5 protein-coding genes are annotated in these 17,265 nt (G+C 48.9%); 4 read left to right on the top strand and 1 reads right to left on the bottom strand.

Going from position 1 to position 17,265, the window contains the following annotated elements; genetic code table 11:
- Positions 1-20 precede the first annotated feature (20 nt).
- From HW447_RS06915 to HW447_RS06900, 4 genes are all read left to right on the top strand, one after another.
- Positions 21-1,190: a hypothetical protein gene (locus HW447_RS06915; protein ID WP_176254594.1), complete on the top strand. Its 1,170-nt coding sequence runs from the start codon at positions 21-23 to the stop codon at positions 1,188-1,190.
- A 438-nt stretch (positions 1,191-1,628) separates the two neighbouring features.
- Positions 1,629-13,841, top strand: a complete 12,213-nt coding sequence (locus HW447_RS06910; protein WP_243176231.1) for a class B sortase — start codon at positions 1,629-1,631, stop codon at positions 13,839-13,841.
- Positions 13,842-14,020: 179 nt separating this feature from the next.
- Positions 14,021-14,713 (top strand): iron-sulfur cluster assembly scaffold protein, encoded by a 693-nt coding sequence (locus HW447_RS06905; RefSeq protein ID WP_176254593.1) that lies wholly within the window; start codon positions 14,021-14,023, stop codon positions 14,711-14,713.
- Between the two features lie 27 nt (positions 14,714-14,740).
- A complete protein-coding gene (locus HW447_RS06900) occupies positions 14,741-15,751 on the top strand; it encodes a GGGtGRT protein (protein WP_176254592.1) in 1,011 nt (336 codons plus the stop codon).
- A 146-nt stretch (positions 15,752-15,897) separates the two neighbouring features.
- Here the strand turns inward: HW447_RS06900 and HW447_RS06895 are convergent, their stop codons facing one another.
- The gene (locus tag HW447_RS06895) at positions 15,898-17,088 is read right to left on the bottom strand and encodes a tyrosine-type recombinase/integrase (protein WP_176254591.1); all 1,191 of its coding nucleotides are present in this window, start codon (positions 17,086-17,088) and stop codon (positions 15,898-15,900) included.
- Between the last annotated feature and the right edge of the window lie 177 nt (positions 17,089-17,265).

Here is a 17,265-nt window from a genome sequence, read left to right as displayed (position 1 = left end):
GGAGATGGGGGGATATAAGGATGAGAAGAAAAGAAGGATCCGGCAAAAGGAAAAACGGTTTCTGCCGCTTGGTATGCCAAAAGGCGGCAGCGGCCATGTGCGCTGCTCTGCTTGGAGGGATCTTCGGCGCAGGAAATCATTTGGCCTATGGCGCAGAACCGCCTGCAGCAGCTGTTTTTAACTATGAGGAGCTGGGAACGCTTATAAAGGAGCACTGTCCTCAGGTAGAGATGGAGCGCCGGCAGTACGAGGAGCGGATGGATCGCCTGAAGGACGCCAGAGAAGAACTTTTAAAGACACGGCGGGCCCTTCGTGAAGAGGCATCTGACCGTGAGAAGGAGGGAGACATATCCGGGGCCGATCACTACCGGCAGCAGGCAGAGGCGCTTTTAGATGCCGCTGACAGCCTGGACCGCCAGATCCGACAGGCGGGCAATGCCTCAAGCCGCATGGCTCTGCGTCAGATGGAGGATACCATGACCTGGACGGCCCAGAACCTGATGGGGACGTATCACAGCCTGGAAGCAGAGAAGCTTGCGGCGAATGCAAGGGCAGAAGTTCAAAAGCGCCGTTTTGAAGAGGCTCAAAACAGCAAAAGTTTAGGGGATGGCACGGCGCAGGCCGCAGAAGAGGCCCGGCAGAAATGGCAGTTGGCGCTGAATGAAGGGGAACGAATGACAGCGGAGCAGGAGAGGGTTCGTCAGGAACTGCTGCGGCTGACCGGTTTTTCGGTGTCGGATCCGGCTCTTCCGGGGCCTATGCCTCAGCCGGATCCGTCCAGAGTGGCCTCTATGAATCCCAAGGAGGATCAGAAAGCGGCTCTGGGAAATAATTATCAGCTGCGAAGCAGCCGTGGCGGTGCTGCGAAAACCAACAGGGAGCTTCATAAAAAACAGCGTCAGACCCGGCAGGATGAGAATCAGATGTTTGCTTCTCTGGAAAACCTTCTTACCCAGGTATATTCCTGCCGGACAGAATGGGAGGCAGCCGGGGCAGAGGAAGCTGCGGCCAGAGCTCGCTGGGAGGCGGCTTCCCGCAAGAAAGAACTGGGGCTGATGGCAGAGCCGGAATATCTGGAAAACTATAGCAATTATATGGAGGCCAATGGAAAGAAAATTCAGGCGGCGATCCGATTTGAACTGGCCATGGAGGCGTATGACTGGGCCAAAAAAGGACTGATGGATCAGTGATAGAGACGCAGCCGCTTCTGTACAGCGGCTGTGGCAGACAGCTGCAAAAAGTTATAACGCTTCTGCCACGCTGTCTGCCTGTTTTCAAAAAGCATGAAAGTTTGTAAAAACAGGACAGGAGAGTTGACTTGTCCTGTTTCTTATGTTATTCTATTAAAACCGACGCGGAGTTCTCCGCATCATTTATCTTTTCATTTTATTATCTGGCTGTTTCAGCCGGGATTTCAGATCAAAACTTTAAAAACGTATCCAAGGCAACGCGGGGCTGACAATGAACAGGCCGGCAGGGTTTTGCGCATCCAAAAGGGGGGATGTCTATATATGGCCTGATAAGAGGGAAAATAAAAAGCCATATGGTATGCGCCCGAAAGCTGTATTTAAAGCAGGGCAGACGGGCAAGCGCAGCGGATGTAGTTAAAAACCAAGGGGGAAATACAAGTGAATATAAAAAAATGGCGGCGTTTTTGCGCCCTTTTTCTGGCAGCCGTTTTGATCGTAACGGGGATTCCGTTTTCGGCAGCTGCAAAAGAGGATACGGTGGAAATGATTATTCGGGGAGATGCCTTTCAAAACCGCGAGATTAATATTTTCGGACACAGCCATCGATCCATCACCTGCTATTATGTAAATCCGGTGGAAGGCCATGTGCCGGCCTTCTGTCTGCAGCCGGGGAAGAAGCTGCCTAATCATACGGTATCGTCCTACACCAGGTATAATGCACAGCCTGGAACGGCGGTGCCGGTGATAGGAAGCTTTGAGCGGTATCTGCCCATGACGCTGGCTTATGAGTGGATGGTGTCAGGAAACTATTATGACAAAACCCGGTATGCCATGGTTCAGACCTATCTCTGGGGCTGTCTGGCCGGCTATGAGGAGGCCTGGGATGTGCAGGAGGAGATGATGAGAAAGCTGGAGGGGGTGATCCGGGATGGAAAGGTTATGCCGTTTTTCCGCGAGATGAGGGCCTATGTGGAGACAGGGCTGGAGGAATACGAGACACAGGGAAAATCCGGCCTTCCTGCATGGACCGGACGGCAGCAGACGATGACATTAAAGGATGGGAGGTATGAGCTGACGCTGGATATCAGCGGCTGTCCCCAGTTAAAGACAGCGGCCTGGCAGTTTCCAGACGCGGACTGGAGCTATAAGCTGGAACCGGACGGTGCAGCCATTACGTTTATCTACAGCGGGGAAACGCCTTCGGGAAGAATCTTGTCCGGGCCCATAAGCGGTATCAACACCAGGTATTATGCTTATATTTTCCAGCCGGAGGATAAATATCAGATGCAGATGGGATGGCTGGATATGGCTGGAACAGAGGCGGAGGTCTGGTTTGACGCAGGACTGACCCAGGCGCCTCAGGAGGGGCCTGGATTGGAATTGTATCGCCATCAGGAGGTATTTGAGTCCAATTATAGGATTGAATTGGAAAAATACTGTGCAGAGACAGGAAAGCCGTTGGATGGTGCGGATTTTAATGTGTGGGAGACGTTTGATCCTGGCCAGGTGAATGGAAACGGCTATGAGGAGGGAAAACCTGACGGAAAGACCGGAGAGGTGTATGCAAACTGTATGACGCCAGAGCCAAAGGAAAAGCTTCTCTGTGCGGTGATCACCACGGATGAGAATGGAAAAGCCGCTCACAGTGATATCCGCAATTATAATTACAGCAAAACCTACTGCATGGGACATCCTGCGCCGGAATGGATTGAATGTGATCATGAGGGCGGGGAAAGCGGAAAAGAGAGTGCCTCCGAAGACAGAGAAGAGGGGCAGGACTGCAGCTGTGAGGAAGAAAATGCGCGGCTTCGTGAGCAGTGGCTGGCAGAGCAGCAACTGTGCAGCCAGACCTGCGATTTCCATGTGGAAAACGGGGATGAGGACGATCACAAGCAGAATACATCAGCTATGGAGGCGATGCTGAAGGACCGGGATGAGACATATGAAAATTTTATCCGTCTGGAATATGGCTATACGGCAGAGGAAATCAGGGCCAGAAACGGGTATATCCTTCATGGAAACCATAGAGACGATCTAGGGATTGAAACCGTCGTCCTTATGGCGGCTCAGGCAGAAGGCGATGAAAAAGGAGGGGAGTTTGTGTCGGATGGGGATATGATGCTTCCCCAGGACAGAAACTACCGTGGCCGTCCGGAGAAGATCATGGAAGTAAGGGGATACCAGTATGAACTTCCGGAGAACGAACAGGGGGATGTGGATGAGAAGAGAAGTATCCTGGAGATAAAGACAGAACAGGAAAAGGAAACAAAGGAGATTGTAAAAGAAGATCATGGGCTGACAGAAGGGGGGATAGATGATCGTCCGGGGCAGGAAAATAATATGGAAGAAACGGAGGAAACAGCCGATGATAAGCCGGAGTCAGGGGAAAAGGGAGGAGAATCTGCGGATAAGGCGGAATCGGAGGAAAGCAGTGGATCACCTGAAGATAAGGCAGAATCAGGTGAGAGCGTCGGGGCGTCTGAGGATAAGCCGGAAAGCGGAGAGGCTGACAAAGCTTCTGAACCTGTGGAAAAAAAAGGCCAGCTAAGTGCGGAAAAAAGCGCTGTTTCCCCGAATCACCACCGTCTTGCCCGTCGTCTATTGAGCCGCCCGTTTAAGAGTCATGTGCTGTCCGGCGCTTCTGCCTCAAATGCTTTGAATAAGGCGGATTCCGAAGAAAATGGTGCGGAACATACAGAGGGGGAGTATACGGACGAAAGCATGAAAGACATCGGGTTTCCTGCCACCGAACAATTTATATATACAAGGCATCCCATAGCTTTGCCTGTGCTTGGAGACCGGGAATATACTTCTTGTGCCAGGGCGGATGCCTCAGAGTACACAGCCTCTGCCGCGTTTCGCCTGGACCGTCTCCTTTCCTTTTTCTCAGGGAATGAAAAAGGTGAAGAAGATGACGGCTATCTGTCGGTTTTGCTTCCTGACTTTCAGGAGGATGATCTGGATCCTATGGATCCATCGGGATATGGGGATCCCCTGCGGTGTCTCTATATTTTTAAGGTATGGGATCATCGGACAGAGGGGAGAATCCACATCAATAAACGGGATCTGGAACTGAGTCAGGAGAATCCGGAAGGAAGTTTTGGAAAGACACAGGGAAATGCTGCTCTGGAAGGAGCAGTTTATGGACTCTTTGCGGCTCAGGATATCATTCACCCGGATGGCGTGACCGGTGTGGTTTACGGGCAGGGTCAGCTTACGGCTATAGCCGCCACCGACCGGGAGGGAAATGCATCGTTTCTGGCCTACACGGAAATGCCGGGAACTGCCTGGAACGGAAGTGAAACGGTGAAGCCGGAACCTTCCTTTACAGAGCCAAAAAGTCTTTATGAGGGCGGTTCGATTACCTCATCCAGTCAGGGATTTGGAACCATTGCCTATCCAAATTACCGTCTGGAAAACGGTTCCGCCTGGATTGGACGCCCCCTGCTTATGGGAAGCTACTATATCATGGAATTAAGCCGTTCCGAGGGCTATGAGCTCTCTGTTATGGGCCTTGATAAGGCTGAGACAAACCGGGAGACAGAGGAGGATTTTACGGTGATTGCCTCCGGTTCTGCCCGCATTAAAAACGGCCTTTCTGACCACAACAGCATGGAGGCCGACGGTTCCTGGAACGATTTTACCATAGAGTCCTATGAGGCAAAAAACGGTTATGATATCACAATCACCGGCTATCCAGAGAATACGAAATTCTACCGGCTGACTACAGAGGAACGGCATGAAACGGTAAAGCAGATTGTAGAAATGGTATCACGCCAGGCAACGGATGCACACGGGAATCCCATATATAAAAAGGCGCAGGGAGGAGAATTAAAAACGGATGAGCATGGAAATCCCGTGTTAAAAGAAGATATACCAGAGGAAGAGAAAATCCCTGCAAAGGAAATCCTTCCCTACCGTTTTCGGACAGCTCCCTATCTGTCTGGAACGGCAGAGCCAAAAGACCTTTCTCTGTGGGATCAGCCCATAGAAGAGGATTATCTGAAGGAGCAGACGGAAATTATGCTGGAAAGCCTGGGATATCAGCTGACAGACGGTTCAGAGGGCGCTCCCTGGATCCACATTCCGCTGCATAAGGGGAAAATTCCTCCTGCAAACTCAGCTGCTGCCCAGGCTGTGCTGGACTGGTATACGGAACACGCCTTTTACAACTGTGCCGGTATTGGCGGCATATATGAAAAGGATGGAGTCTGGTATGCCCGTCTGTATTATGATCATATTGGTGAGATTCCTGTCATGAGCGGGATTTACGACCGGGCAGATCAATGTTTCTATGTAAAAAAGGAGACAGAGAAAGGGCACTACTGGCTGGAGTATTCCAAAGGCACATACAGTCTTGGCGGCCGGCGTGCGGTAGTGAAGGAAAAGAGGGAACTTGAGAGAGATGTTCTTGCGGAAGAAAGTACCTCAGACTATATTAAAACCATCTGGCAGCCAGTCTATGTGCGTTATGAGGAGGGAGAAGTGCTGTTAGATCTTACGGGAGCGCCCATACCTGTAATGGAGCAAGTTCCGGTATATGAAGAGAGAGAAACCGTATACGAGGATCTGGTAAAGACGCCGGTTGAGGCGGTCTGGGATTCGGATAAGGGTACATACCTTATCCATGCAGAGCCTTCCTGTACAGAGACCGGTCAGCTTTCGGAGGATGTATTTCGCGCAGTTACGGCTAAAAAAACCATAGAGGAAGGAGGCTCGCTCATTCCTTATAACCAGTATCTGATCCGGGAAAAAGGAGCCGCCGCGGATGTGGCTGTTTCCTTGAAAAATCATGATCCGGGCAGCTATATCCGATATGCCGTCCTTTCCTATCCAGGGCAGAACCAGCCCGTTCAGGACGGTGGAACCGGGAAAACTCCAATTCAGGTCTTAGAACGGGTGATTAAGCAGTCTATCCGGGTTACCAAGGACATTTCTCAGGAATCCTATGAAAATGTGAACACCTACGGTTCGGTACACAACGATCCTTTAACAGCGCTTTTGGGACTTTTCGGGTCTTTTCGCAAAGGCACAAAGCTGTTGGATCAGTTTAAATTCCGTCTGTATTTAAAGAGCGATATAGTCAGTCTCTATGCAGACGAACAGGGAAATATCCTTTCGGATGATATCAGCAGCAGTGATTTCACAGAAGCGGTTCAGCCTCATTTTCTTCCTCCAAAGGCCGGCGGGGGACGGCAGCTTTTAGAAAAAAAGGAGGATGGAAGCTGGAATTATAAAAAGTTTTCTGACGCCATGTATGCTGCAGAGAAAAAGAAGGGAGGTGCTTTTTGGGAGGAGGCGCTTACCGGATTTGCCCTGGCGTATTATGATATAAAAGCTTATAAAGAGGATATATTAAAAGATCAGCCGGAACTGAATGAGGACCGGGCCTACAATCAGGCACTCAACCGGGCAAAAGCAGAAGCGGCTGCTTATCTGAAGCCCTTTGCGGGACTGGAGGACAAGCTCTCCATCCCGTGGGATCGGGATCCCAAAGGAGGGCGCGACAAAGATATAAAGACTCTCCAGTGCGGTATCCGAAATGGAAATGACGATTACTATGACGATTCCATTATGCTTCCTTACGGTGAATATGTGATAGTGGAGCAGACGCCCTCTGCCCTGGAAGGGGAGCTGGCGAACCGTCATTACCGGATTCGGGAACCAAAGGAGATTGCTCTGCCTTTTGTACCTGAGATCGTTGGGGACGGGGCCGGCGGTGAAACGGTATTTGATGAGATTGGCAGCGCATATTTCCGCTATAACAGCAGTGACAGCCCCCAGGAACTGGTTCGTAAATACAGTATCCGTTTTAATGGGGAAAATCATGTGATCCGGGCAAATGGTCAGGATGGCGCCTTTGAGGTATATAAATACGGTCTGGATAAAGAAAATCGTCCGGGCCGCAGTCTTACTTCCTCTCAGCCCTATGAAGAGGAATATATGGATGGGGCAAATCCGCTGGTTCAGGCTTATTATAAAGGTTATACCAGCGAAAGTGAGAACAAAGGAACCAGAGATGGGGTTTTATACGATGGAAATGAGACCGAAAACGGTCAGATTCAGATTCGGGATCAGGTGCCTGTGATGGAGGGAGTGGGGACTGCTGTAGAAGGGAAATTTGCACCTATGCTGGTGCCGTGGACGGTTCTTGCGCCTGCCACAGACAGGGTCAATCCCGACACCGGCAGCATTGAGACATTGACACCTTCAGGAAATGGGGCTGACTTTAACTATGTGGCCTTTGCACAGGAGGATTTTGAAAATACCTACTATAGTTCCAGGCTTCGGATTGAAAAGCTGGATCAGGAGACTGGGGAAACGATTTTTCATAATGGGGCTTTGTTCCGTATCTATGCGGCCAAAAGGGATGTGAAAAAGACAGGAACCGGTACCGCGGCAGGAAGCGGACAGGTACTGTTCGGCCCGGCAATAGACGCAGAGGGAAAGACGGTGACGGATGCAGACGGCAAGGAGATTCTCTATCCCAGAGTGGGGGAAGATGACAGTTCTGACGGAGACATCCCCATTCGTCTGGATGAAGATGGAATTCCGCTGTATGATGAGAGCCAACGGATCAGCCAGCTGGATGAAACGGGAACAAAAAGGGGGATTTTTAAGTCCTATTCAACTCTGCGCCAGCTGGTAATTGACGGCCAGATAAAAGAGATACCGGTGGGATACATTGAAACGGTTCGTCCTTTGGGAGCGGGAGCCTATGTTCTGGTAGAGGTTCAGGCACCGGAGGGGTATACAAAAAGCCGTCCCGTGGCATTTGAAATCTATGGAGATGAGGTTTTTTATTATGAAGAAGGACTGAACAAGGATGGCACCAGCGACGGATGGGAACGGAAACCAGCCAAACAGTATGAATATGCCATTCCGGTCACTGGTGAGGCAAACAGGGAGCAGACAGAGACGGTAAGTGCAATTCCCGTTCAGGATTATCCGTCAGAGCTGTGGATCTATAAGACCGAGGATGGGGATTCTATGGTTGGAAATAGGAACGGACTCAGGCAAAGGGACAGTCAGGGCATTGTGGAGTCCAGCGGAGGCTTTGAAGAGGAAATATTTGTAAATGATAAAGGCGATCTTCTTCTCTACCAGGTCAGCGGACGGAAGGAAAAGCTGGAGGCCAGAGGAGATGTAAGGGACATTGCATTTGACCGGGAAAAGGGAGTATGGACCGGTTATGTGACAAAAGCAATGGATCAGTATTCGGAGCAGATCGTGGATGGGACGGAGAAAGCGTTAAAAGCCATGGAGCGTGTGAAACCTCTTTATACGCTGGATGGAGCATTTACAGGAAAGGGGATTCACTTTGGGGTATCTGTCTCAGGAGCAGAGCTGGTTCTCTATGAAGGAATGGAACTAAAACCCCTGGAAACTGGCGGCTATGAGGGGGTAAAGGCTATCTTCCAGGATCAAAAGACGGTGAAAGTGGAAAATACGCATACGGGAGAACACAGAGAACTGCTCCAAAACGGCACGGATTCCGGTCCCGCAGGACATCCGGTCTGGGAAGATCTGAAGATGCAAAATGATCCCGTAAACCTGTATTTTTATGATTTGGAGGAATTAGAGGCAGGAAAACGTTTAAAAGAGGATGAGCACACAGGGGAGCTTCATGTGCTGGATGAGCGTGGAAATAGTGTCTGTTTTGCGGATCCTGTTACGGGTATGGCCTATGTCAGAGACGCCTATGAAAGAATCATTGCCTATGTGGCGGATGAACAGAACCAAAAGTGTCCGGTGCGTTCCATCTGCGTTCAGGAAAATGGAGGAAGTCCTTCTATTTATAAGGAGAAGCAGAGTCAAGACGATGAAAAGGGTTTGCCCATCTATTACAAAACCGGGGAAACTGTATGGAAAGAAGAACGATGGGTTACGGGAAAAAGCACAGGGCCAGACGGAACACAGGAATCCCCGGAGGGGCCCCATGTGATCGCGCGTCTGCCCTTTGGCGCCTACATTTTACAGGAAGAAATGGTTCCCTTTTCCCAGGGCTATGTGCAGGCTCCCTATCAGGGACTGATCTTAAAGGATACCAATGAACCGCAGAAATATTTTCATCAGGATGAATTTACGAAAGCAGCCTTTGCCAAGATCGATACCCGTACCCAGAAGGAGATCCGCGGAGCGCAGATGACTCTTTATAAAGCAGAATTGGATGAAAATGGGAATCCGGTGAAGGATGAGGAGGGTCATTATGAGAAGGGGGAGGTATGGGCTTGCTGGATCAGCGGATATGAGTATGATGACAGGGGGAACTTAAAAACCGATGGAGAGGGAAAGCCAGTTCCAACAGATGAGCCCCATTGGATCGACCATATTCCCGTTGGGTTTTATGTGCTGGAGGAAACGGACTGCCCATATGAACAGGGATATGTCATGTCAGAGCCTGTAAATGTTGAAATTCGGGAGACCGGTCATGTACAGAGTTTTGAAATGGAGGATGATTTTACCGCTGCTGAGGTAGAGAAAAAGGATGGAAAAAGGCAGGAAGTCCTCTGCGAAGACAGCGAAGCCTACATGACTCTTTATCAGGCGTTATTGGATTCAGAGGGAAAGCCGGTGACAGAGGATGGACTTCCGGCGGTTCGCAGGGAGCTGGAGGTGTTTACCTTCCGTGCGGCCAACTGGAAGGACGGACAGCGGGTAGCTGCCACAGGCCGTGTGGAGACAGATGCAGCCGGTCTGAATCCGATCATGAAATACGACTATCAGTATGAAACCATTCCGGGAACCTTCCAGGGGAGATATTATTACACGGAAGATGCCTCCGTGCGCATGGAATATCTTCCAGTGGGCTTCTATGTTCTGGCAGAGTCTGATACGCCCGACGGCTATGCCACTGCTGATCCCGTTTTCATAGAAATTCCTGATACAGGCCATAAGACAGAGACAGGGAAATGGAGCGTGACGGATGAACCTCTTCGCCTGTCAGTATCAAAAAATGTGATATCCGGCGAAAAAGAGGTGGACGGGGCGGAACTTGCCATCTATCCGGTGGGTGCAGATGGAACTGTGACGGAGCAGGAGCTGCTTCTTCATATTCCGGAGGAAAACGGAAAGTGCCGGGAGGAAAAGGCCAGGTGGATCTCAGGGAGAGACGGGAGGTATACAAAAGAGGAGGCAGAGGCCGGAACCATCCCCCATGGCTTTGAGCAAGGAGATTTAAAGCCCCATCTGGTTGAATACATTCCGGAGGGAGACTATATTCTGAGGGAGGAAATGACGCCCTATGGTTTTCTGCAGTCTGCAGACCTGCCATTTTCCATAAAAAATTCTAAAATTATACAAAAAGTGGAAATGCAGGATGAAATTCCACTTGGAAACCTGAGGGTGATTAAACATGATGCAGATCAGCCGGAGCAGCTTCTGAAGGGAGCGGAATTTGAACTGGTGAACAAGACGCTGGGCCTGTCCTGCGGCAGGATCGTTACCGGGGAAGACGGCAGTGTGCTGTTTGAAAAGCTGCCCATCGGATATCTGGATCGGGATGGGAAATTTGCCCCATATACCTATGTGTGCCGGGAGACGAAGGCAGCGCCTGGACATATGCTGACATCTGCGGCGTTTGAGTTCCAGTTTGAGTATAAGGATGAAACCACAAAAATCCTGGAAATGAGGTATGATCCTGTCAATGACAGCAACCGGGTGCTGATAGAAAAGAAACTGGCAGATACAGATGAAATGCTGGAGGGAGCTGTTCTTCGACTGGAAAAAAAGAGGACACAAGATAATACAGAGAAGAACGAACGTCAGGGAGAAAATGCGTGGGAAATAACCTGGGAACGGGTAAGAGAATGGACGACCGGAAGGCAGCCTCATCTGGAAAAGGGGCTGGAAACCGGGGAGTACCGTCTGGTGGAAATACAGGCGCCTCAAGGAGTCTCTGTTCTGGCAACCCCTGTTTATTTTTCTATCACAGACGGCATGACGGAGGTTCCCTGTCTTGTGATGAGAAACTACACAGTGATCGCAGAAATTGCAAAGGTGTCCCAGACATCTGAGCAGCTTCTGGCAGGAGCGAAGCTGCAGCTGATCAAAAGAGATACCCGCGAAGTTGTGGAGGAATGGATCTCTGAGGAAAAGTCTCCTAAAAATTTTGTGGGATTGGAGCCGGGAGCATATATCATCCGGGAACTGGAGGCTCCGACAGGCTACAAAAAAGCGCCGGATAAGGAGATTGAAATTAAAAACGATACGGCTCAGGTACAGACATTCACTTTTGCCAATACAAAGATAACCTCTTCTGGAGGCGGAGGCGGCAGCCGGCCTGAAAAGGAGTATATTTCTTTTAAAAAGACAGATACGGGTCATAAGCCGGTAGCGGGAGCAGAATTTACATTTTTCGATCAGATGGGAAAGGTGATGTCTCAGGCAGTCAGTGATGAGAAAGGAAGCTTTTCTATCCCTAAGCCTGGGGACGGAACCTATACTTTCCAGGAGACAAAGGCTCCTGCCGGATACGGGCTGAATCCGGCAGTCTATAGTTTTACGGTCAGCGGCGGGGATATATACCGCGGGGCGTATGAGATTATGGACCAGGAACTGAAGGTGATTGTGAGAAAGCTGGATGGAGATACGAAGGAGGCCCTGAATGGAGCAGTGATCCAGATACGGAGCGTAGATCCAGATACAGGAAAAGAAACGGATGAATTTGAGGGAATCACGGGAGATTCAGGAAACAGCGATACAGAGACCCTGAGCGGAGAGACAGAGAAAAAGGGCGAATTGACGTTTCTTCCTCCTGCTCCGGGTACCTATAGGATCTATGAACGGCAGGCTCCAGATGGGTATAAAAAGGCAGATTCCTACAGCGAATTTGTGGTAAATGAGGACGGTTCCGCAGAAGGCGGGCTAACCGTTTACAATTTTAAAGAGAAGAGAAAGATAGGACGAATCAGGGCTGTATATCACCGAAAAGACCGATTTGGAAACCTTACGCAGGGGTCTGATCATAGTTCTGGCCTAATACGCACCGGCGATGAGAGCGCTTACAGAGAGCTTTTGGCATGGTCTCTGCTTTGCATTGCGGGAATGACGCTTACACTTCCATACAAGATTGCAGGAAAGGGCAAACGCAGAAGAGATCAATGGATAAAGCTTGCGGCTGCTGCAGGTATCCTGGGAGGGGTGGGTCTGTTTCTTTCCATTTGCGCTTATGCAGAGCCATTTTCGGAGAAAAAGCCGGAGTATGTTTCAAGGCAGGTATTATATGAGGAGGTAGAACGAACGGAGTTTCTTCCTCAAACAGCCTGGATTTCGGTAGAAAACCCAGAAACAGGAAAAACGGAGAAACGAATCTTTCCGGAAATCCGCCGGGAGTATGTCAATGAGCGCTGGCAGGAGGATTTTGAACTGGAGTTAACGGCAGAAGGAATCGGCGCAGAAGGATATATAGTGGGAGAAAATCTGATCTGGGACGGAGAGCCGGAAGGCTTTCTGTCCAGAGGCGGACCGCTTTTAAAGGCAGCAGGTCTTTCAGAAGCGGACTATGAGATTCAAGGGATACAAAGAGATGAAGCAGGGGCAGAAAAAGGCAGACTGACAGCATATGGAAAAAGGAAGGTCTGGGACTGCCGCGTATTTTATGGGGGACTGGTGCAGAGAGAGGAATGTGCGGTTCAGGATGAGACGGCGCGTGAGGAAGAAGAAATCGGCACGCCGGTTGGTGATGCATACCGGATAGAGGAAGGTATGCATCATACAGAATCGGCAGATATGGAAGAAACCTCTCATATTCTTCTCAGGGGAACAAACGTGTATGGGAAAATATGGTTCGGATCTGCTGTGCTGCTTATTGTGCTTCTCGCTATGAAAATGCTTCCCACAAAAGAAAAAAACGGTGCACTAAAAAATAAATCAGAGCATTGTCATTCCAGCAGGATAAGATATGTTCTTCCCTCGCTGTTTTTTCTGGCAGCAGCTGTATTCTTTGTCCGTTTCCTGTCACTGTCAGGCATCTACAGACAGGCAAGAGGCGGCTATGAGGCGATCCGGAAGGAAGTATTTACACAGAATGGGGCGGATGCGATACAACAGGAGTTTCCTGTGGCGGACGGAAACTGCATTTTCAGAGAATCTCCCGATGAAGCGGTTCTGCGGGCACGGAATCCAGACTATGTCTGCTGGCTGCGTATCCCAAAAACCGCTGTGGATTATCCGGTGGCACGGGGAATCGACAGCGACTTTTATCTAAGCCACAGCTTTGAGGGGAAAGAATGTATATCCGGGGCTATTTTCACGGATCCGTATTCGGAACCGTTCGTATCCGGTCACACCATATTTTACGGCCATAATATGAAGGATGGTTCTATGTTTGCGGATTTGAAACGGTATCTGGATCCTGACTTTTATCAGGATCATCCGTCTCTGTGGATAGCTGTTCAGGGAAAATGGCTGGAATGTCCCATATTCTCCTGCCATCTGATCCGCGAAACGGATAGCACGCCTTTTCAGACCGGTATGACAGAAAGAGAGAAGGAGGCGTATTTTGCTGCCATGTCTCAGGCCTCCATCTATGCCACAGATAAAAAGCGTCTGAAAAATGAGGATTTTATCACGCTTTCCACCTGCCACGGTTCTGGAAAACGCCTGGTTGTTCATGCATTGATACCGGATCTGCATATGGGAGCCACATAGGAAAATAGAAAAATGGCTAATTTTTATGTAAAAAAGAGTCAAAAATAGGCGGTTACGACAGGGATAAATCACTGGACAAATGTCGTATTTTGTGAGAAAATAAACACGAGTATAACGTGATAAAATTAACAAAGGGCACTATACTTAATCAAATTTCAATTTGAAAGGAGTTTTAACACATGATTTATTCACATGAAGTAGAAGAAATGTGCACAGTCGCACAGGGCGTTCATCATGGCGCTGCTCCAATCCCAGAAGAAGCAAAATGGGTAAAGTCAAAGGAAATCAAGGATATTTCCGGTCTGACACATGGTGTAGGCTGGTGTGCTCCTCAGCAGGGTGCCTGTAAGCTGACACTGAACGTAAAAGAGGGTATCATCCAGGAAGCTCTGGTAGAGACCATCGGATGTTCAGGTATGACACATTCCGCAGCTATGGCATCTGAGATTCTTCCAGGCCTGACCGTTCTGGAAGCTTTGAACACAGACCTGGTCTGCGACGCGATCAACACCGCTATGAGAGAGCTGTTCTTACAGATCGTTTACGGAAGAACGCAGAGTGCATTCTCTGAGGATGGACTTCCTGTAGGCGCAGGTCTGGAGGATCTGGGCAAGGGACTGCGTTCTCAGGTTGGTACAATGTACGGAACTCTTAAGAAAGGTCCACGTTATCTGGAGATGGCTGAGGGCTATGTAACCGGTATCGCTCTGGATGCAGAAGATCAGATCATCGGCTATCAGTTCGTAAACCTTGGCAAGATGACCGACTTCATCAAGAAGGGTGACGATGCTAATACTGCATGGGAGAAGGCAAAGGGCCAGTACGGCCGCGTTGCTGACGCTGTTAAGATCATCGACCCACGTAAAGAATGATGAGGACCAATTAGGAGGATAAAGAAGATGGCATTATTTGAATCATATGAGAGAAGAATTGATAAAATCAATTCCGTATTAAACAGCTATGGCATTGCTTCTATCGAGGAAGCTGAAAAGATTACAAAAGATGCAGGCCTTGACGTTTATGCTCAGGTTAAGAAGATCCAGCCGATCTGCTTTGAGAATGCGTGCTGGGCTTATACAGTAGGCGCTGCCATCGCGATCAAGAAGGGCTGCAGAAAGGCTGCTGACGCTGCCGCAGCTATCGGTGAGGGCCTTCAGGCATTCTGTATTCCTGGTTCTGTAGCAGACCAGCGTAAGGTTGGTCTTGGACACGGAAATCTGGGAAAGATGCTTTTGGAAGAGGATACAGACTGTTTCTGTTTCCTTGCAGGCCATGAGTCCTTCGCAGCTGCTGAGGGTGCAATCGGTATCGCAGAGAAGGCTAACAAGGTTCGCCAGAAACCGCTGCGCGTTATCTTAAACGGTTTAGGAAAGGATGCAGCGCAGGTTATCTCCAGAATCAACGGCTTTACATATGTTGAGACAGAGATGGACTACTACACAGGCGAGGTTAAGGAACTGTGGAGAAAATCTTACTCTGAGGGCTTAAGAGCAAAGGTGAACTGCTACGGAGCAAACGATGTAACAGAGGGTGTTGCTATCATGTGGAAGGAAGGCGTTGACGTTTCCATCACGGGTAACTCCACCAATCCAACCAGATTCCAGCATCCGGTAGCAGGTACCTACAAGAAGGAGTGCGTAGAGAAGGGAAGGAAGTATTTCTCCGTAGCGTCCGGCGGCGGTACAGGCCGTACCCTGCATCCCGACAACATGGCAGCAGGCCCCGCATCCTATGGTATGACCGATACCATGGGCCGTATGCACTCTGATGCTCAGTTCGCAGGTTCCTCTTCCGTACCGGCTCATGTTGAGATGATGGGTCTGATCGGTATGGGCAACAACCCTATGGTTGGTGCTACAGTGGCCGTAGCTGTAAGTATCGAAGAGGCAGCTAAGGAAGGCAAGTTCTAATAAAAAACTTTGGATTTACAAGGAAAAATGAAATTTTAAACTTGGAGAGGAATCGCTTTTGAGCGGTTCCTCTTTTGCGGTCTTAGGGATACAAATGCTGTTTTGTCAACCATTTGTCAACCCTTTTTTGAGCGGTAGACAAATTACTATTCGATTTGATTTAAAATATCAATCGTATGTGCGGCCATGCGAGGGGTAGCATGGCTGTATATATTAAGAGTAATATCAATATGTTTGTGCCCTAATCTTTTCTGAACATCTTTTATATCGGCGCCGGCCTCCAGCAGCATAGTTGCATGAGTATGCCTGAGGGAATGGTAGTCAAAATCTTTAAAGCCAAGATTGTAATGGATAACACGGCAACAGTGCTGCATAACTCTGGGTTGAATATAAGTGCCGTTTTCACGGCAATTTACCATATTGATAGGCTTTCCGTGCCCATTGGTATTAAAAATGTGATTATCATCTATATAGAGCTGAGTGTAATATTGTCCATAAAATTCCTTTGCCTTTGCCTGATGATTATATGCGTTACGCAGCAGGCTGAGAGTCTTGCCATCTAATTCAATCGTGCGAAAGCTATCATATTTTGGATTGCTGAATACCCAGGAGCCATTTGTGTTCTGAATCTGCTGATTAACACTTAAAGTGCTGTTTTTGAAATCGATATCGTCCCAGGTAAGTGCAAATGCTTCCCCGAGCCGTAAGCCACAGCGATATGCAAGCTGCAGGGGGATATGGCAGGAATGTCCTTCCGGGAATCTGCTGATAATGGTGTTCCATTCTTCGTTGGATATAGAAGTACGGTTCTTTTTTCGAGAAGGTATCTGGGAAGTTGCCCTTTTTGGTGGTAGTTTTGTACTTTTGGCAGGATTGTATTTAATGAATTGCATAGGCTCTACAGCATAGTCGAGAGCACCTGTCAGAAGTCCTTTGAGCACGGATAGTGTATTTCGGCTATATCCTGCATTGAATTTATCATTTATGAAACCCTGTATAATGGCAGGGGTCAGAGATTTTAAATAATAGCTTCCCAGAACCGGAGTGATGTGAAGAGATATTTTTTTCTTATAATTCAAATAGGTATCTATTTTGAGATTTGTTTTGCAATATTCTTCCAACCAAAGCTCATAGAAATCAGATACAGATATCTCAGACGGTACAAAGTGAGATCCGGCGTTATCATACTCCGCCTTTGCCTGTGTTCCGGCGGCCAGAGCTTCCGCTTTAGTGCGGTATCCGCCCTTGCTGATGGAATTACGCTTGCCGTTGATACGCGCGCCCTCAAAAGACCATTCCCAGGTCGATCCACGTTTGCGAGTTCTTAATTGTCCCATAATCATTCCTCCTTAATTTGTTGCGACGTCGCGCATTTTTGGGTACAGAACTTCAATTCGTAAAGCACACAATTATCATCATTAAATATACAGCACATCATAAGAAGGAGAAAAAATGACAAAAACAGAATACGAAAATGAATTAGAAAAATATGAATCTACTCAAGATTTTGTAGA

The sequence above is a fragment of the Enterocloster alcoholdehydrogenati genome (genome assembly GCF_013282095.1).
Lineage (GTDB): Bacteria > Bacillota > Clostridia > Lachnospirales > Lachnospiraceae > Enterocloster > Enterocloster alcoholdehydrogenati.
This window is presented reverse-complemented; position numbering and strand designations above follow the sequence as displayed.

Excerpts from the sequence above, each read along its gene's own strand:
- HW447_RS06915 (WP_176254594.1), top strand. The coding sequence starts at position 21 with ATGAGAAGAAAAGAAGGATCCGGCAAAAGGAAAAACGGTTTCTGCCGC.
- HW447_RS06905 (WP_176254593.1), top strand. The coding sequence starts at position 14,021 with ATGATTTATTCACATGAAGTAGAAGAAATGTGCACAGTCGCACAGGGC.
- HW447_RS06900 (WP_176254592.1), top strand. The coding sequence starts at position 14,741 with ATGGCATTATTTGAATCATATGAGAGAAGAATTGATAAAATCAATTCC.
- HW447_RS06895 (WP_176254591.1), bottom strand. The coding sequence starts at position 17,088 with ATGGGACAATTAAGAACTCGCAAACGTGGATCGACCTGGGAATGGTCT.